At 61.2% G+C, this 17,503-nt stretch carries 16 protein-coding genes, 2 tRNA genes and 2 pseudogenes; 9 read left to right on the forward strand and 11 right to left on the reverse strand.

The window, feature by feature from the left end; translation table 11 throughout:
• The 4 genes and pseudogenes from NKI05_RS11060 to NKI05_RS11075 all read left to right on the forward strand — a co-directional run.
• A pseudogene (locus NKI05_RS11060) lies at window positions 1-254 on the forward strand (hypothetical protein); the annotation flags it as partial.
• A gap of 965 nt (window positions 255-1,219) precedes the next feature.
• Window positions 1,220-1,480 (forward strand): metal-sensing transcriptional repressor, encoded by a 261-nt coding sequence (locus NKI05_RS11065; protein ID WP_023684828.1) that lies wholly within the window; start codon window positions 1,220-1,222, stop codon window positions 1,478-1,480.
• The gene (locus tag NKI05_RS11070) at window positions 1,477-2,508 is read left to right on the forward strand and encodes a cation diffusion facilitator family transporter (protein ID WP_502898760.1); all 1,032 of its coding nucleotides are present in this window, start codon (window positions 1,477-1,479) and stop codon (window positions 2,506-2,508) included. The genes NKI05_RS11065 and NKI05_RS11070 overlap by 4 nt, the downstream gene beginning before the upstream one ends.
• Before the next feature lie 39 nt (window positions 2,509-2,547).
• Entirely contained in the window at window positions 2,548-3,261 is a 714-nt protein-coding gene (locus NKI05_RS11075) for a HoxN/HupN/NixA family nickel/cobalt transporter (RefSeq protein WP_352792369.1), read from the forward strand.
• A gap of 1,116 nt (window positions 3,262-4,377) precedes the next feature.
• Here NKI05_RS11075 and NKI05_RS11080 read toward each other — a convergent pair.
• From NKI05_RS11080 to NKI05_RS11090, 3 genes are all read right to left on the reverse strand, one after another.
• On the reverse strand, window positions 4,378-4,671 hold the full coding sequence (locus NKI05_RS11080; protein ID WP_081725558.1) for a helix-turn-helix domain-containing protein: 294 nt from the start codon (window positions 4,669-4,671) through the stop codon (window positions 4,378-4,380).
• A 323-nt stretch (window positions 4,672-4,994) separates the two neighbouring features.
• Window positions 4,995-5,294, reverse strand: coding sequence for a DUF1236 domain-containing protein (locus tag NKI05_RS11085; RefSeq protein WP_023669226.1), 300 nt, complete (start codon window positions 5,292-5,294; stop codon window positions 4,995-4,997).
• 1,255 nt (window positions 5,295-6,549) lie between these two features.
• Window positions 6,550-6,834: a hypothetical protein gene (locus tag NKI05_RS11090; RefSeq protein ID WP_023694089.1), complete on the reverse strand. Its 285-nt coding sequence runs from the start codon at window positions 6,832-6,834 to the stop codon at window positions 6,550-6,552.
• A gap of 467 nt (window positions 6,835-7,301) precedes the next feature.
• Between NKI05_RS11090 and NKI05_RS11095 the strand changes: the two are divergent.
• The 3 genes and pseudogenes from NKI05_RS11095 to NKI05_RS11105 form a co-directional block, all read left to right on the forward strand.
• A pseudogene (locus tag NKI05_RS11095) lies at window positions 7,302-7,495 on the forward strand (adenylate/guanylate cyclase domain-containing protein); the annotation flags it as partial.
• A gap of 262 nt (window positions 7,496-7,757) precedes the next feature.
• The gene (locus NKI05_RS11100) at window positions 7,758-8,048 is read left to right on the forward strand and encodes a hypothetical protein (RefSeq protein ID WP_023690232.1); all 291 of its coding nucleotides are present in this window, start codon (window positions 7,758-7,760) and stop codon (window positions 8,046-8,048) included.
• Complete coding sequence (locus NKI05_RS11105; RefSeq protein WP_050587145.1) at window positions 8,041-9,228, forward strand: site-specific integrase; 1,188 nt, start codon at window positions 8,041-8,043, stop codon at window positions 9,226-9,228. Before NKI05_RS11100 ends, NKI05_RS11105 begins: the two co-directional genes overlap by 8 nt.
• 45 nt (window positions 9,229-9,273) lie before the next feature.
• On the opposite strand, the gene NKI05_RS11110 is transcribed toward NKI05_RS11105, so the two are convergent.
• Window positions 9,274-9,350 (reverse strand) — tRNA-Asp (locus NKI05_RS11110).
• 218 nt (window positions 9,351-9,568) lie between these two features.
• Between NKI05_RS11110 and NKI05_RS11115 the strand changes: the two genes are divergently transcribed.
• Window positions 9,569-9,644: transfer RNA gene (locus tag NKI05_RS11115), tRNA-Val, on the forward strand.
• 42 nt (window positions 9,645-9,686) lie between these two features.
• On the opposite strand, the gene NKI05_RS11120 is transcribed toward NKI05_RS11115, so the two are convergent.
• Both NKI05_RS11120 and NKI05_RS11125 read right to left on the reverse strand, forming a co-directional pair.
• The gene (locus NKI05_RS11120; protein ID WP_023815067.1) at window positions 9,687-10,547 is read right to left on the reverse strand and encodes a toll/interleukin-1 receptor domain-containing protein; all 861 of its coding nucleotides are present in this window, start codon (window positions 10,545-10,547) and stop codon (window positions 9,687-9,689) included.
• Window positions 10,548-11,076: 529 nt separating this feature from the next.
• Window positions 11,077-11,640: a hypothetical protein gene (locus NKI05_RS11125; RefSeq protein ID WP_031203220.1), complete on the reverse strand. Its 564-nt coding sequence runs from the start codon at window positions 11,638-11,640 to the stop codon at window positions 11,077-11,079.
• Between the two features lie 87 nt (window positions 11,641-11,727).
• On the opposite strand from NKI05_RS11125, the gene NKI05_RS11130 reads away from it, so the two are divergent.
• Window positions 11,728-12,549 carry a M15 family metallopeptidase gene (locus NKI05_RS11130; protein WP_023815068.1) on the forward strand — a complete coding sequence of 274 codons (822 nt, stop codon included), beginning with the start codon at window positions 11,728-11,730 and terminating at the stop codon, window positions 12,547-12,549.
• Here the strand turns inward: NKI05_RS11130 and NKI05_RS11135 are convergent, their stop codons facing one another.
• The 5 genes from NKI05_RS11135 to NKI05_RS11155 form a co-directional block, all read right to left on the reverse strand.
• Window positions 12,550-13,320, reverse strand: coding sequence for an SDR family oxidoreductase (locus NKI05_RS11135; RefSeq protein WP_023731526.1), 771 nt, complete (start codon window positions 13,318-13,320; stop codon window positions 12,550-12,552).
• A gap of 12 nt (window positions 13,321-13,332) precedes the next feature.
• Window positions 13,333-14,328 (reverse strand): ABC transporter permease, encoded by a 996-nt coding sequence (locus NKI05_RS11140; RefSeq protein WP_023697543.1) that lies wholly within the window; start codon window positions 14,326-14,328, stop codon window positions 13,333-13,335.
• Window positions 14,329-14,486: 158 nt separating this feature from the next.
• The gene (locus NKI05_RS11145; protein WP_023684845.1) at window positions 14,487-15,527 is read right to left on the reverse strand and encodes a sugar ABC transporter substrate-binding protein; all 1,041 of its coding nucleotides are present in this window, start codon (window positions 15,525-15,527) and stop codon (window positions 14,487-14,489) included.
• A gap of 41 nt (window positions 15,528-15,568) precedes the next feature.
• Window positions 15,569-16,333 (reverse strand): ATP-binding cassette domain-containing protein, encoded by a 765-nt coding sequence (locus tag NKI05_RS11150; RefSeq protein WP_023815069.1) that lies wholly within the window; start codon window positions 16,331-16,333, stop codon window positions 15,569-15,571.
• Window positions 16,330-17,496, reverse strand: a complete 1,167-nt coding sequence (locus tag NKI05_RS11155; RefSeq protein WP_023815070.1) for an ROK family transcriptional regulator — start codon at window positions 17,494-17,496, stop codon at window positions 16,330-16,332. Before NKI05_RS11155 ends, NKI05_RS11150 begins: the two co-directional genes overlap by 4 nt.
• Window positions 17,497-17,503 lie beyond the last annotated feature (7 nt).

A 17,503-nucleotide genomic window follows, 5' to 3' on the forward strand; every position in this document is an offset into this window, starting at 1 on the left:
GCAACGGTCACGAAGCCGGATACGTTTCGGCTGGCCTGGGCATTTCGATCACAAACGAGATCATCGCACGTGAGTACGCGGCGTTTCAGCTGGGAGTAAGGCCAGTGGAACCGTCCGCGCTCTATCACTACGTAGCGATTTGGCAGAGGGGCAGGACCTTTTCCAACGCCTTGAATGTATCGCTCGAGGCGATAATCACAGCGTTTTCGAAGACGCCGACGAGAGAGCAACAGTTTCTCCAGACGTCGTCCTAGCCGGCCATGGTCTATTTCGGTTGGGACGTGCCGCATAAGCCCAACCGGGAGGCTTTCTGCGAAGTGACGCGAATGGCTAGCCTGAACGGCCAAACCGATAGCGAGCGCTCCGCGAACGGCTGGATCGACGGCCCCTATCCGGCGCAGATGGTGCCGTTGGCCGTTCCCGAAGCGGTGCAGGAATTGGTGGCTTCCAGTCTAGAAGTCCAGTCTCGCCCAATGGGCGGCCCTACGCCGCCTTCAGCGCAGGCAATTGCGGGATTACGCTCACCAGGCAGGGTGCTGGTCTGGACTGGCACTGGCAATCCGAAAAGCGGACAGACCTCCCAGAGCGCCGGCAGCTTGTTGCAGAGCTTGCGCGCTCCACGCCGTCCTTTCATGGCGCGGCGAAGTTTCTGTGTCGCGCTCGCAGGGCAACAACTCGCCGCTCCCTGGATCCTTGGGGAGCGACGAGCGCGGGTTGCTACCGAACCTTCCGCCGTCGTTGAACTATGCTGGATGAGTCCAGCTACTCCAGATCGATTGCCCGCCGGCTCATGCTGGCGGGCTTTTTGCGTCAGCCGGGAACATTCCCGCTCCAAGGCAGTTCGGTCACACCCGGCTCGTTCTTCAGCGGTCCGGCCGGTGACCAAGATGCGTCCATGGTCGGCCCGCGCAGCCTCGGAAGCAGGCGCGGGCCATCCCCATCACAAAGCCCGCTGATCGGACCGACGGGCTTCTTCAGTTTCACCACGCAAAGAAAGGCCCGGTCGTGAACTGACCCCATAAAGTTGGACGGTTCATTGAGTTGGTAGGATTAATGGCTGGTTCCTGTATTGCACAGGGGCCAGCCCTTTCAAGCCCAGATTCCAATTTCCGGAACCATTCAGCGCCATAGGATACACGCTCTGCGGGGTGGCTGATCAAGAGCCGATCTGCGCTCACATCATACTTGACGCATCCTCCCTGGGGGGATACCGGTGGGCATGTCCGAAGGCATCCATAGTTCTCATCCGGCTATCGTGAAGCGCTTAAAGCGCGCACAGGGGCATCTTGCATCCGTGCTTGGCATGTTCGAGGCGCAGCGATCCTGCCTGGACCTGGCGCAGCAACTCCATGCAGTGGAGAGCGCCATCAGCAGCGCAAAGCGAGAACTGATCCACGATCATATCGAACATTGTCTGATCGACACGGAAGCGGGAGGCAACTCGCTGGCAGAGCTCAAGCAACTGGCGAAATACCTATGACCAGTATCGGCGCACGCGTCTTGGATTGGTTCGGCTTCGGGTCACATGATCATGACGCGCATGCTCATGACGATGGCTCGCACGGCCATACGCACGGGGTCATCGACGCAACGATTGCAACCACTGACCGCGGCATCTGGGCCATCAAATGGTCGTTCGTCATCTTGGCCATGACGGCGGCATTGCAGATGGCCGTGGTGTTGGTGTCACGCAGCGTGGCGCTGTTGGCCGATACGATCCACAACATAGGCGACGCCACAACCGCCATTCCGCTCTGGATCGCATTCATGCTGGCACGACGCAAGCCGTCACGGACCTTCAGCTACGGCCTTGGCAGGGTAGAGGATCTGGCCGGTATCATTATCGTGCTGATCATTCTGTTCAGCGCCATCGTCGCCGGGTACCAGGCTATCGAGCGCCTGGTCAGTCCGCAGGCAGTGACTCATCTCGGTTGGCTGACCGCGGCGGGCATTGTCGGCTTCCTCGGGAATGAGGCCGTCGCGGTGTTTCGCATCCGTATCGGCAGGGAAATCAACAGTGCGGCGCTCGTCGCCGACGGCTACCATGCCCGCACCGACGGGCTTACCAGCCTTGCAGTGGTCATCGGCGCCATGGGCGTCTGGCTCGGATTTCCACTGGCCGACCCGATCATCGGGCTTCTCATCACGGTCGCTATATTCGGTATCGTCTGGCAATCGGCGCGCTCAGTGCTCACCCGCATGCTCGACGGCGTCGAGCCGGGCGTGATGGCCGAAATTCAGCATGCCGCTGCGCATGTGCAGGGTGCTCGCGTTGTCGACGCCAAGGCCCGCTGGATTGGCCACAAGTTGCATGCCGACATCGCTATTGCAGCCGACGGAACCTTGCCTCTCTCAGAGGCAAACAAGATCACGGCGGCGCTGGAGAACGAACTGTTCGAACACATGCCGGCGCTCGCAGCTGCCAACATCCGGTTTTTGACCGACCAAGGTGAGCACGAGCATCCGCACTCTCATGATCAGGGCGAACATCACGGCCACCAGCACTGACAACTGCCGGAAACCACTCGCTTTTGCCGGTCTCGGCTGATGTTCCAGGCGCTTGTCGAATTTCAGCGCTCCATATACCTGGCGCTCGCAGATCAGATAAAGCTGCTGTCAGTTGGCGGTGATTGGCTTGCGTTCCTTGCCTTTCTGCCGATGGGCCTCCTGTTCGGTGCGGCACATGCTCTGACGCCCGGCCACAGTAAGGCTGTCTTGGCGACTTACCTTGCAGGTTCGGATGCGAAGGTTTCGCGCGGCCTCCTGGTGTCGATTACGCTGTCCTTCACTCACGTGGCGACAGCGGTGCTGATCGCCGTATTCTCCCTGCCGCTCGTCTCGATTGCATTGGGCAGCGTTGGACGCGCACCACTGCTTGAGGGTGTGAGTCGCGGTCTGCTCGGGCTGATCGGCGTCTGGATGCTTTGGCGTTCGGTGAGCCACGGCCACCATCACAAGCATGAGGGCGAGGCCGTTGGAGTCATGGCCGGTTTGATTCCGTGCCCGCTGACCTTTTTTGTCATGACCTTCGCGATTTCCAGAGGGGTGCCGGGAGCTGGAATTCTGTTCGCAATCACCATGATGGTGGGCGTGGCCCTAACGCTGTCCAGCGTGGCGGTACTGTCGATCTTGTTTCGGGAGCGCCTGGTGCATTTTTTCGACAGCAGGCCACGGCTGTTCGATACCATATCGCGAGCAATCGAAGGCGCAGCGGGCCTTGCCCTCGCCAGCGTAGCGGTCTGGCAACTTACAGCCGGATAGAGCCACAGCTGTCCACAGACCCTCTCCTTTCTTAGGAAAAGGCGATGAGAAGCTGCGGCACGCAAGGCTGCTGGATTTCTGGGAGGATGATGGAAATGGCCGTGCCTAAGAAATAGCGCGCCACCTACGCCTGGATGTACGGCGCCCAAGCGCGCAAGGATGGCAAGGAGCGCGATCGGGCGTCACGCGGCCGCGCACAATCGCCGTGACTGCGACCTCGTCGCCAACTTTGATACTTCCCCGAGCCATGCCCAAGACTTTGGAGCAGCCGGCGCCAGCGTCAAGATGAGGGGGAGCTAATAAAACCCCTCCGCGCCGCGATGCAACATCCAGCGCTAATGCGGATTCCACCTGAAAGATCGATTCCCCAGGTCTTATAATCCGTAATTAGCCTGTTGGAGGTGGAGGGAACTGCGATGGGCGGCACAGTTCAGAACACAAACTCAGACAGTGTGGAGTGGCCGAAGCCTGCTGAGAACGGCTGGTCCGCGTTATAGAGAAGGGCAAGGAAGACAGCCGATCGAGCTCGAATCTTATGCCATGGCCTCTGAGGAAGGCCAACGGATCCGTCTAATCTCGAGAAGTTCGGTCGCGAGGCTTTGCCGGTCCTGTCCCATTCCACTGGATGAACTGCGCGTTCTGGCCGGTGATACGAGCCTTTGAGCTACGGCCGAGTATGGTGAGGCCACGGAGACGATCCGGATCGAAGGGCAAGGAACAGCTTGCCTGCCCCCTTCAGCATTTGGACTTAGGTCTGATTGCTCCGCGTAAATGGCCGAAGCGGAAACATTTCTCCTTCTACTTTGTTGCAGTGGCCGTGCCGCTGAGGAGAACATGCACAGCGCCTCTATCAAATGAACTGCGCGACGTACCTTTAGAATTCCAATGCCCCTCCTGTTCACGCCGTATGGTGAGAAGGGGATCCTGGCTGAAAACGATTGCCGGTTTCAAATGCGATAGTTGCAGGTCCAGAGTGCGGATCGGCTACGAAGAGAAGCTGGCCATATTCGAGCGGCACCTTAGAAAGGTGAGCGCCAGCACAAAGTCAGTGAACAACCGCCCTTGTTAGCGGCCGCTTTAGAGATCGGGTGCAGTGGGTACACGGGCTTTTCCCCGCTATCCTTTTTTCTCCCGGCCCCGCCACCGTCTATTATCGGCGGCTAGGCCGCTATCACCTTCTGAGCGGGCTAGCGATGGAGTGCCTTGGACGGTGAAAACGATTCCGGCATCCTCAAACGCTTTGCGGATGGCGGCGATGTTGTGGGGCCGCGGTTTCCTGTATCCGTTCTCAAGATCGCTGATCACCATCTCGCTAAGATTGGCCTTGGCGGCAAGTCGCACACGCGGCCAGTTCAGTAGGGCTCGTGCTGCTCTGACTTGATCTGCTGAGAGTACGGTTCGGCTGTCCATAGCCAGTCGAACATTTAGTATCGCTAAACTGTTCCCCTTGACCTTCTGCGATTTCTAACGGTGTGAGGCCGGCCTGTCGCAAGCCGTCATCGATTGTGGCTGCAACCTTTCGGACGGTTGTTACCTCGGCACCAACAAGACGTGCTGCCTGCATTCTTGCTTGGAGATCAGCCAAGCGGGCAACCAGGGCTTGCGTCCTCTCGAGTTCAGGGTTCGTCATGTTCATTGTCCAGCTGAGTGGCAATTTGAATTGTCCGGCTGAGTAGCGTTTGAATGCACACACTCGCCACCCAAGGGTGGCGAGCGTGGGTTCGTTAGAAATCTCAGTCGTAAACTTTCACGATCTTGCGGGTGCCCGGATCTACCAGGACCGTGCGGTTGTCGACCACCACGTAACGGTATTTGACGTTCGGGACCTCGTGGATCTCCACAGTTTCCGGCAGAGCTGTCCCGACGTTCAATTCCACGCCGGGAAGGTTCACCGAAGCCAAGGGCTGCTTCTTGACATACTCACGGATGACCGTGTCCTGTTCCGGCTGGATGATAATGTCGTCAGCGGCGGCGGAGCCGATCCCCGCCAAGAGCAACATGGCTGCGGCGGTGTTCACAAAGTGCATCTTCATATCTTCTCTCCTGCAAGGACCGGCACACGACGACCATCGTCCCGCACTGCCCGGCAACCAACTTTGAACCGGGGTAAACGTTCCCGCCTACGCACCTTTGTCTAATCCGATTGGTCTAAAGTCCGACCGTACAACGCAATGGTCTTACCTTTGGACTAGGCGGAACGGATTAGGGCTTCAGCCAGTTGGTTCTCCACAACGGGAGAGAACAAATGGATCAAAGTGTTGGCCAGGCGCGATGGTTGCTCGCACCGATTTTTGCAACAGCCGTTACCTTTCTGGTAATGGCGGTCGTCCTTAGCTGACATGTCTTGGATCGGCGCAGCCAGGTCCCTTCCTGCGCTGATAGGATTCGCGAGTTGCTTGAGCGGCTGGCGAATCCTCTATTTTACCGTGCGCTGGGCCTGCTCCTTCAGCAGGCGGGGCGCTTCGTTCAGCTCATGTAACTTGGGAGGTTTACTATGGATCGGCGATCCTTTTTGACAGCGATATTTGGCGTTGCAGGGGCAGCAGCCTTTGCAAGCGCGGTCCGGCCTATCAACGCATTGGCCGGTGTTCCAGCGGCAAAAAGCGGCATTCTCGAAGAACTCGACGCGCCAGACGCCTTCGACAACGAAGGTACTCACGCGGAAGTGGAGCCGGTCAACCATCGGCGCTACTACGACCAAGATTACGACCAAGATTACGACCCGGACTACGACCCAGATTACTACCACCGGCGCCGCCGCCGCCGGCGCGGCTGGAGAAGAGTCTGCCGTAGTTACTGGCGACACGGGCGCCGTCGGGTCCGGTGCTATCGCCGACGTGGTCCTTCGGTCGTCTTGCGATTTTAGCCAGTTGGCTGCTTCTGCCCATGGCCCGTTCCGGCTGATGTGCTGAGAACGGGCCGGTACGATTCCTTTTTCGTGGCAAACGCAATCCATCTGTCCAAGGGCACTCATCAGCAGGGCCGATGGACCTGACTTACAGCTTGGTGGTGTCGCTGTGGTGCGCCAGGAGCGGTCTGACGATCCCTCTTCTGCAGCCCTTCGGCTGCCGCCAGCCTGGGAAAGCTTTTCGGAACGTTTGGTTCTGGCCGTTAGGCCACGGGGCCAAGCTCAGTCATCAGGACACCCCGCAAGCGATGAGCAGCGGGGCCTGGCAAGGCCCGGCGACCTCCTTTTGACATACGGGGAGAAACCAAGAAGGGCGCCGAGCCTAACCGGCGCTGCTTTCAGGGAGACGACGTCGGACGAGATGAGAGTAGGCGATAATGCTAATCTCTGCGAACCATGCGAATGAAGGAAAGCCGTGTGCGATTCTTCGCTATCCAGCCACGAACCTCTGCCTTTCGGACATGGCGGTCCGTCGCTCGATCGAAGATGAAGAACGCCTGATGTAGCTGCTCGACTTCGTAGAGCCCGACCCGGATCTCGAACCCTGTCTGGCCGGTGGCATCGAAGTCAACGGGACCGATGACAGGGAAGGCGACGACGATGGCGAAGCGGACGACGAGCGCGAAGCCATCGATGCCGAGTATGGCTTCATAGAGGGAGGGCAAGGCCTATAATTGTCCGGTCGAGAATGAATAGCCCGCTGCCTCACGGTGGCTGGCTTCAGTTTTTGTGTGGCACGATGTAGCGACTGCTCACCGCACCCGCCCCTGTGCCCCGCGTGACGACAATCGTGCTATACCCGGCTGGAACGGAACCTGTAGCGGAGGGATCAATCGAACTGCATCGCCCCACGATCTCCCCGTTGGGAGCGCCCTCGAGCCTCACGGCTAACGCCAACTCGCATGTCTCAAGGGATCCGAACATGGACGGTGATGTATCGAGTGGCTTGCAGACTCCCTGGGCGGGACTGCAAGAAAGCAAAATCATCACAGCTGCAGTTGCCGGATCCATTCGTGAAGCTCCGTTGTTCGACGAGCCTCAACGCGGAATAGCGAGCTTTGTTTCGCAGGTGCTAAAATATGAGTTTTCTGGTCTGGCTCACGGTGGCGGACTTTTCATTGTCACAGCTTTCGAGTTCAGCAGCGTTGTGGAAGCAGTCCGCTGCGCGCGTCAAAACGCTATTGCTAAGCACAGTGCCGGGGTGCCCGGTATCGTCGCATTGAGTTCCGGATTGGCATTCACCTGGGTGACGTCGTGCAGGAGCACGATGGCGACCTGATGGGTAGTGGCGTCAACATCGCCGAGGGTATCCGGGTTGCCCGGGCGTAGCGGCTTTGAAGCCGCCGATTATAAGTATTCTCGCCCTGTGGCCGCCGATTCTGCGAATTAAGGATTGGACGAATAGGCATGGGGGAAAAAGGCCGTTATTCTAAGTTCTCATTCACCCTCGATGCAGGAATAACGAGATCACGGAGTAGGAAAATCGCATGCTGTGCGGCGGAGGTGCTGACACGGGCGAAATTCACACCCGCTCAACGACAAGCGCCCATCCGCTGTCCCGATGGACGGTGGATAGAGTTTTGGTGCCATGAGCCAAACCCACACATTACAACCGTCATCTATCCGCTTCCCGGTACAGCCGCGGCTCGTGCCGGCGGTCAAGGCGGCGCGTTATCTCCACCTGACGCTGCGGGAATTCATGGAATTGCTGCCCGCGTTGCAGGATCAAGGCTTTCCCAAGGCCTGCCCAATCACCGGCAACTACGACATGGTTGCGATCGACTCCTGGCTCGATCGACGCTCGGGTCTTGCAGGATCGGGATCCGGCGGGCAGTCTAGCATTGACATTGCAAGAGCGAGGCTGGCGACGCTTGGGTAAGATCAAGTTGAAGCACTACGTCATCCGTAAGGGCAGGTACGGCTACTGGCTGCCGACGCCGAAGATGGTCGAAGCTGGCTTCAGATGCATTTCCTGTGGAATCGACGGGCCTGAGGCTTGGACGATAGCCAGGGAGTGGGAAGACCGCTGGCAGGAACTCCGCAAGGGCAAGGAGCCGTCGCGCCTGCATGTATGGCCAAAGGATTCCATCGGAGACGCCTTTGCACGCTATCGCCGCATGGATGCATGGAAGCGCAAGCCACCGCGCACCCGCGAGGATTGGGAACGCGGCTGGACCTTCATCGAGCCGTACTTCGCCGACCTGCCGCCAGCCGACATCACCCTCGAGCTGCTCGACGACTGGTATGGCCGTCTGCTCCGGGTCAAAGGTGTCGACATCGCCTACCGTGCCGTAAAGACGTGGCGTTCGCTCTATAATGTCATGGCCGGCATGAAGCTATGCCCGCCCGGCTCCGACCCATCGCAGGCGATCCGCCGCCAGACGCCACCACCGCGCCACCAGACCTGGACGGCAGGCGAGGCGGTGCGCATGGTCAAGGGCGCCTGGCGCGCCGGCTACCGCGGACTGGCCTGCGTCATCGCCGTTGCGTGGGACACGAGCTTCTCACCCGTCGACGTGCGCACGCTCACACCGGCGCAGGCAATGCAGACAGCACAGGAATGGGGTTTTCTGATTGCACGCAGCAAGAGTGGCGAGGCGGCTTTCGGCACGCTGTCGTCACGCACGCAGCGCCTGGTGCTGGCCTATGTCGAATCACTAGGCGTCACCCTGCTTGACGATGCGCCGATCTTTCGCTCGCGCGGTTTCGCGCCGGGCCCGAAGGGCGGCCGGCCGCGCGCCGGCGTGCCTTACACCAAGGATTCTCTGGTCGACGACTTTGCCGATCTGCGCACGCTGGTGTTCGGGACATCGGAGAAGCGGCGGCTGATGGACATGCGGCGTTCCGGCGCGGTCGAGGCAAATGCCGGAGGCGCGTCGGTCGAGGCAATCTCGGCCAAGATGGGCAATTCGATCGACGGGAACAAGGCGCTGCAGAAGACCTATATGCCGGTCAATCTGGCCGCCGTCCGCTCAGCTGACGCCAGCCGCCGCAAGGGCAGAAAGCTGCTTGGCCTGGAACGGAACGAATACAGAAAGTTGAAACTCTCCGCAGAATGAGAGTTGAAACTTTTCAAGGGGCGGTAGCTAACCCCTTGAAATTAATGGCGCGAGTGACGGGGCTCGAACCCGCGACCTCCGGCGTGACAGGCCGGCACTCTAACCAACTGAGCTACACCCGCGCATTGGACGAGCACGTGTCAGCCGTGTTCGTCGTTGGGGCGGTGGATAAGGGGTTCGCCACCGGGTGTCAAGCGCAGCTGGACAGCATAAACGCAAACAGGAGAAGGTTTTTTGACGGGCGGCACTTTGCCCGCGAAAACCACTGTGCGGCTAAGCTAGCAGCTGCTCATTTGGCCTTGCGAAGCCGGTTGCGACCGCTTAAAGGTCCGGCCGGAGCGGGCGATTAGCTCAGTTGGTAGAGCGCTTCGTTTACACCGAAGATGTCGGCGGTTCGAGCCCGTCATCGCCCACCACTCAATTTCTTGATAAATCGGTGCTTGCCCGGAGTTACGGTCTCATATCCGGTTGTATGCGTTGTCGGCATTCTGCTTCCTGGCCTTGTCGCGTTCGAAAGGGGTGACGCAGACCAAGTCGCTCTCGAACGCTTCACGCCAGACGTAGCCGTCGCGGCAGGTGCTGTCGCCGTAAGGTCCGCCGGTCGGCGAACGATTGTTGCGGGCATTGGCATTCTGCGCCTGCACCTCGCCGTAGTCGGCAGGACTCACGCACACGCTGTCGCCGAAGATCGCCGATCGCCAGACGAATCCTTCCTTGCACCGTTTGGCCTCGATCGCTGCGGGCTCGATAGGCGACGGCAAAGGGGAGGGCCTCGGCCACAACGCCACCGTTGTCCCGCCGATGCCGAGCGCGATCATCGCGACCAGCCCGTGCAGCAGCCAGAGCCTCGGCCGCCGCGCCGCTGGCTTCGCTATCGCCGACGCAATCGCCGCCATATCGTCGTTGAAGCGCTCGTGGCGGACCTCCATGGCTTGACGCTTGGCCAGGTCCTGCAGATCGGGTGGCAAGGCGCTTTTCTTTGGCATGCTGGCGCCGTTGACGAGCACGGGGATGACGCGCACCCCAGCCTGGAGTGCCGTACGGATCTCCTTGCGCACGAAGTCGTCGGGGGACTCCAGCCGAACCTGGCCCTGCTCATCGGCAAGCGCGGCCCACTGCGGCCCCACGATCGCCAGCATGATTTTGCAGCTGGCCAAACTGCGGGCAAGCGCCACCTCAAAGTCATCGCCGGGGTTGAGCTTGTCGACGTCCATGAAGATGGATGCATCAGGAAGCGCGCGGTTCAGATTATCGTAGACGCGGCCCGCCACGCCGGAATCGGTCTGCCGTCGGTAGTTGATGAATACGTCGCCAAGCAAGGCCCGCCTCTTCCCACATCAACGAGAAGGCCCCAAAATAGCATGAGCGGTGACCTCGCAGCTAGTCTGGCGATAGACTGGCCATTACTGCGGGTGCAGTCCGTTTCATGTCTCGCCAGAGGACACATGCACCGGCCCTTCGCGTCGCACGGTGGACTAAGTACAAGAGGCCACTACGGCGCGTCGCCAAAGCGGAATATACACAAATGTCTTCCGTCTGGATGGCAGCTGCAGAGCAAGTTCGACCCACGCCCGCGACGATCGGCTCCGCACTTCTTCCTGTTTCGGCTCGCCGATGCGGGCAAGCGTGTACTTGTCGACGTTGTTCGCATACGGCTTCGATATCGGCGTAGGTGCCGTGTCACCGTGCCGCGATAAGGGTTCACAGCGGTCGAGTTGACGATAGCGTTCTCAGCGAAGATGTCGGCGGTTCGAGCCCGCCATCGCCCACCATATCCGGCCCGCATATCCCGAATGCCGGGCGCGGCCGCAATGAGCCGCAGCCGCCGTTCTTTCCTGGCGCGCTAGTCTATCGCTTGACGTAGCAGTTCTTCTTCACGCGGCGGATGGGATCCTCGCCAAAGGCGTCGACGCTGCATGTGACGCCGTTCCTGAATACGCCCTGGACGTACTGGCCACGCGCCCCGTATCTCACCACTTTGCGGCCACGGAACTCGCAGAACCGCCCCTCCGAGGCGCAGGCCACCCATCTGCCGCGGCCCTGGCCGTAATCATTATCGCCGTAATTGTCATCATTGCCGTAATTGTCGTCGTCGTTGTCACCATAATCATTACCGCTATCGCGCCTCGCAATATAGCAGGCCTTGTCGCGGCCGGGCGCCGGGTCGCCGAAGACGCGATTCGAGCAAGGCACGGAACGACGATCGAAGAAGCGGGAGGTGGTCTGGCCGCGCGCGCCGTAGACCACTTCCGAGGGGTAGGGCAGGCGGCACGTGCCGCCTTCATCGGCGCATTTCTGCATGCGCTGGGCCGACGCGGTGGCGGGGAAAAGGATAGAAACTGACGAGGCCAGGCCGACCAGGCAAATGAATGTAAACGTCATCCGGATCAAAGCAGTGAAGGTTTTTGACATGATTTTGTCTCCCGTTCGATTCGACCAGCATGGTACAGCTGCCTTGTTAAATGCACGATGAACGAAAGCCCTCGCGGAGGCAGCACAATGATCGACCATCCACGGCGGCTGATGTTACAGCTGCTATTGGCGTTGGCAATCTCTGGTATTGGGCGCTTCGCCTATGCGGGGAATGTGGGCGACGGCGTCGACCAGCCCGCCGCCAAGGCAGCCTTGCTCAAGGCCTATCCCGGCCTTTTCACCATTTCGGGCAATGTCCTGACCTGGACCGACGGCACCACCATGGTGTGGAACGACGGCAAGGCGCGCGACGCCGACGCACTGCTGGAGAGCCCCGACATCGAAGACATGTTTCGCTACGCCTATCCCGGAGCAGCGGAGGGCGCGCTGGTCCCGGCCGAGGATTTCGACCCCGGCCGTATCCGCAACGAACCTTTCTTCGAGAAGCTTTACGGGGCAAGTGCCGCCGAGGTGGGCAAGCACATCGCCAACGTCAAATGGTTGCCGAAGCTCGGCAAGAAGACCGTGCAGGTCACCAGGATTTTCGGCATCAACGACCGGCTGGGCAAGGTCTCCGCTGCGCTTGAGGCGATGCCCGCGGAGCTGAGCCGTTACGGGCTCAAGCCCGGCGGCGGCTTTGTCTGGCGGCCGATCGCCGGCACCGACCGGTTGAGCGTTCACTCGTTCGGAGCGGCCTTCGATATCAATGTCGGCTTCTCCGACTATTGGTACAACAACAGGAACAAAACCAACCCGAAGGCCCACATTCCCTTCAAGAACCGGATTCCGCTGGAAATCGTGGAATTGTTCGAGAAAAACGGCTTCATCTGGGGCGGGCGCTGGTATCACTACGACACCATGCACTTCGAGTACCGGCCTGAGTTGCTGCTGTACAAGAAATCCGGCTGATCACGGCGGCAGCAGCCGGAAATCCTTGCCTTCGGGGAGCAACTGGCCGCCGTCGACGACGATGGTGGTGCCGGTGATGTAGCTGGCATCGTCGGAGGCGAGGAACAGGAAGGCGTTGGCGACGTCGCGCGGACTGCCGAGGCGTCCGAGCGGGATCGAATCCTCCATGTTCTTGATGTAGGCGGCGCCGCGATGCAGCTCGATCGCTTCGGTCAGGATGTTGCCGGGCTCGACGCCGTTGACGGTGATGCCGTAGCCCGAAAATTCCAGCGCCGCCGAGCGGATGAAGCCGTTGATGCCGGCCTTGCTGGCGGCATAGTGGCCGTGGCCGGGGCTGGTGACGTGCGGACCGGTGATCGACGAGGTGTAGAGCATGCGCCCGTAACCTTGCACCTTCATCGGCGCCAGCGCCGCCAGCGTGGCGTTGAACGTGCCGCGCAGATTGACCGCCATCACCCGGTCCCAGTCGTCCGGGCTGGTGTTTTCGATCAGCTGCCAGGGATAGATGCCGGCATTCTGCACGACGATGTCGAGGCGGCCATGGCGGCTCAGCGCCAGCGCCACCGCAGCTTCTGCATCGGCCATTTGCGAGATGTCGGTGCGAATGAAATCCGCGCCGAGCTCGTCCGCGGTCGCCTGGCCGGCTTCGGCCTCGCTGTCGGCCAGGACCAGCCTTGCGCCTTCCTCGGCAAAGCGCAGCGCAATGCCCTTGCCGATGCCGCGTGCGCTGCCGACGATAAGCGCGACCTTGTTCTCAAGCCGTCCTGTCATGCCAGCCGTCTCCTATGCCAGTCTTTGGCGAATGGTTTGCTTGAAGGCGTCGAGCAGCACGGCGGCGAGCACCAAAAGGCCATGGATCACCTGGGTGAAATTCGCCGGCAGGCCCATCAGATTGATCGCCGTGTTGATGGAGGAGAGCAAAAGCACGCCGGCATAGACCCCAGGCAAGGTGCCGACGCCGCCTTTCAGGCTCACGCCGCCGATGACGACGGCGGCAAAGGCGTTGAACAACAGCCCGGTGCCGAGATTGGCGGTGGCGCCCGAGGTGCGGATGGCGAGCAGCCAGCCGGCCAGGCCGGCAATGGCGCCGGCCAGCACGAAGGCGATGATCAAATTGCGGTTGACGCGGATGCCGGCGCGGAAGGTCGCTGTCTCATTGCCGCCGATCATCACGAGGTGGCGGCCGAACGGCGTCTTGGCCATGATCAGCGAGAACAGGACGAAACAGGCGACGGCGATCCAGGCGGTCAGCGGCAGGCCGGCCAGCCGCTGGATGCCGAACCAGCGGATGGCCGGCGCCAGATCCTGTGCCGAGCGGCCGCCGGAAATCACCAGCACCAGGCCGCGCACCCAGATGTAGGACGCCAGCGTAATGATAAAGGCGCTCATCTTCACCTTGACCACCAGATAGCCGTTGAAGGCGCCGATGAGGCCGCCGACGGCGAGCGCAACCAGCAGCGAAACCGGAACCATCAGCCACTGCGGATTGAGCTGTATGCCCATACCGATGCCCGACGAGCAGAACAGGATGCCGACGGTCATGGCGCTGAGTGCGGCCACCGATTCTACCGACAGGTCCATATGGCCGGCAATGATGACCAGCGACAGGCCGATCGACATCACGCCGAGAACGCTCGAGGCCTCGATGATGTTGGCGAAGATGCCGAGCTGGAAATAGTTGGGGACGAAGATGGAAAAGACAACCAGCACAAAGATCAGCATGAACCAGACGAGGTTGTCGAGAACGAACTCCAGGGCTTTGCGGCTGCGCGGGTTCATGGGCTGATCCGGTTGGCGCCCCCGAGAAAATCAGGCTGAGAAATCAACTCGATTTCGTCGGGTTCAGGCGCGGGTTTAGGTTCGCCACGGCGTCCTGGACGCGGCGTCGTGAAGGGCAGGCTCCGGGCCGCAATGGCCCGGAGCGCTTCGCTAAGCGACTATTCGACAGACTTGATCGTGTCCGTCGGCGGCTTCTGGTTGCCCCAGAAGGCCGGATTGTCGACGTTTTCCTTGGTGATGGCGGCGCCCGGGATCTTGATGTTGGGGCCCCAGCTCTCCTTGGTCACGGTCGACTTCAAGCCGAGCACGTCATACTCGCCAGGCTTGATTTCCTGCTTGCCGGCGATCTTGTCCATGAACATGGCGACGGCTGCGGCCTGCGCGTAGAGCGGTTGCTCGACTTCGACATTGAGCCAGCCCTTGCGGATCAGGTCGAGACCGACCGGAGCGCCGTTCGAGCTCATCAACATGACGTCGCCCGGCTTCTTGCCGGCGGCCTCGAGCGAGGCGACGGCTGCAACCGAGAGGTGCGCGGCATGGCTGAAGATCAGGTCGATATCGGGGTTGGCGAGCATCTGGTCGGCAACGATGGTGCCGGCATTGCTGGCTTCCCACTGCATGGCCGGCAGCGAGATGATCTTGACGTCCGGAAACGCCTTCAACTTCTCCTCGAAACCCTTCTGGATGTCGAGCGTGTAGGGATCGCCGGGATCGCCGAGCACCTGCAGGATCTTGCCCTTCACCGAACCGTTCTTGGCGGTCAGAAGTTTTTGCGCCTGCTCGGCCGCGACGTAGCCGATCTCGACCGTGCCCGCGACCGAGGTGAAATCGGATGGGGTCGAGGTGATCTGGCGGTCGAACTCGACCACCGGGATGCCGGCGGCGCGTGCCGCTTCGATGGATGGCTTCAGCGCGTTGAAATCGACGGCGGCCAGGATGATCGCCGCCGGCTTCAGCGCAATGACGTCGTTCATCTGCGATTGCTGCGCATCGGTCTTGTTGTCGGCGTTGAGTGTCTTCACCTCATAGCCGACCTGCTTGAGGAACAGCTCCAGTGCGCTCACCGAGCCGGTCTGGAATTCATCGAGCAGGGTCGGGACCATATAGTAGACGGTGCCCTTGGTCTGGGACATTGCCGGCGTGAGCGAGGCAAGAGCCAGTGCCAGGATACCGAAGACAAGAACAAGTATTCGCTTCATGTCGTTCGCTCCTCTTTTATACCGGACCCCTCTTTTGTCCCTCAACCTGCCGGTCCGGCACCGGCAAGCGTCTCACCGGTGATCATGTTGATCACCGCATCGGGACTTGTTTTGTTGCGTGCGACATCGCCGGCCACGACGCCTTGCCGGATCACCACGATCCGGTCGGCGACCTGGAAGGCCTGTTGCATGATGTGGGTGATGATGACGACGCCGATGCCCTGGTTGGCCACTTGGCGGATCATCTCGAGACCGCGCCGCGTCTGCTCGACGCCGAGGGCCGCGAACGGCTCGTCAAGCAGCACAAGCTTGCCGCCCCAGTGCACGAAGCGGTTGAGCTCGATGGCCTGGCGTTGGCCGCCCGAGAGATGCTCGACATTGGTGCGCAGCGACGGGATGCGGGTGCCGGCACTTGCCAGCGCCTTGCCGACGACGGCCTCCATGGCGCGCTCGTCGAGGATGGGGACACCGAGAACCTTGCGAGTGATTTCGCGGCCCATGAAGAAATTGGCGACGACGTCGACATTGGTGCAGAGCGACAGGTCCTGGTAGACGGTCTCGATGCCGGCAGCCTTGGCCTCGACCGGCGTCTTCGCCAGAAACTCCTTGCCCTCGAACAGCATGCGGCCGGAACTGGGTTCGAGGCCGCCGGCGATGATCTTGACCAGCGTCGACTTGCCGGCGCCATTGTCACCGAGCAGCGCCACGACTTCGCCCTTGCCGATCGAGAAGCTGATGCCCCTCAGCGCATGAATGGCGCCGTAATTCTTGGTGACGTTTTCGAGTACCAGCAGCGGTTCGGTCATGCCGCCACTCCCTTGCTGTGCATGAGGTCGGACCGGCGCTCGCGCTCGGCAATGAACATCTGGCCGAAGCGCGGCGACAGCACGCCCGAAACGGCTAATGCGGCAGCGCCGCGCAGCACCGAATGCTTGCCGCCGGTCGCCACCGTCACGCGCGGTGTCTTGCGGTCGCGCCGCGCCGAGACCGAATTGGGAAGCTGTCCCGCCGCGCCGACCAGCTTTTCGAGCAGGTCGGTGGGCGCAAGCCCGCCGAGGATGACGGTTTCCGGGTCGAACACATTCTCGATGGTGACGATGGCGTTGCGGAAGATCGGCGCGATCTCGGCCACCCAAGCGGCGTCGCTGATGTTGCGGCGGCGACGTGCTTCGAGCGAGAGATACCGTTCGAGGCAGCCGCTGTTACCGCATGGGCAAGGCTCGCCACCGGGAACGGCAGGGATGTGTCCGATTTCGCCGGCATTGCCCCAGGCGCCGCGCATCACCGCGCCGTCATGCACGATGACGCCGCCGAGGCCGACGCCGAAATAGAGGTAGTAGTATTCGGAATAACCGGAGCCGAGACCGTAAAGCCGTTCGCCCATGGCCGCCGCCGCCATGTCGGTTTCGAAGAAGGCCGGCAGCCCGGTCGACGCCGCCAGCCGTTCCGGCAGCGCGACATCCTTCCAGCCGGCCATGGTCGTCGGGCCGACGAAGCTCATCGACTCCACGCCGAACGGTCCAGGCAGCGCCATGCCGATGCCGAGCACGCGCCCGCCGGGCCGCAGCGCGGTCAACTCGGGCACCATCGCGCCGATCAGCTCGAAGGCATGGTCGGGCATCGCATGCGGCGCCTCGCGATGCATGCTCTCGATGACATCGCCGCTGAGATTGATGAGCGCCGCGTCGATCCCCAGCGGGGTGAGGTGGACGCCGACGGCATAGCCGCCCTCGGGGTTGATCCTGAGCGTCGCCGGCGGCAACCCGCGTCCGCGCGGCTCTTCGCGCAGCGACAGCACATAGCCATGCTCTTCGAGTTCGCGAACGATGGTTGATACGGTCTGGACGGTGAGGCCAACGCGGCCGGCAATGTCGCCGCGAGCTATGGGACCGTGAAGGCGGATGGACTCCAGCACGATGCGCCGGTTGTAAGGCCGCCCGAACTCCTGATTGGTTCCCCGCAGTGCCATGTCCCGC

Origin of the sequence: Mesorhizobium sp. M0771, from assembly GCF_040320155.1 — a bacterium.
Classification (GTDB): Bacteria; Pseudomonadota; Alphaproteobacteria; order Rhizobiales; family Rhizobiaceae; genus Mesorhizobium.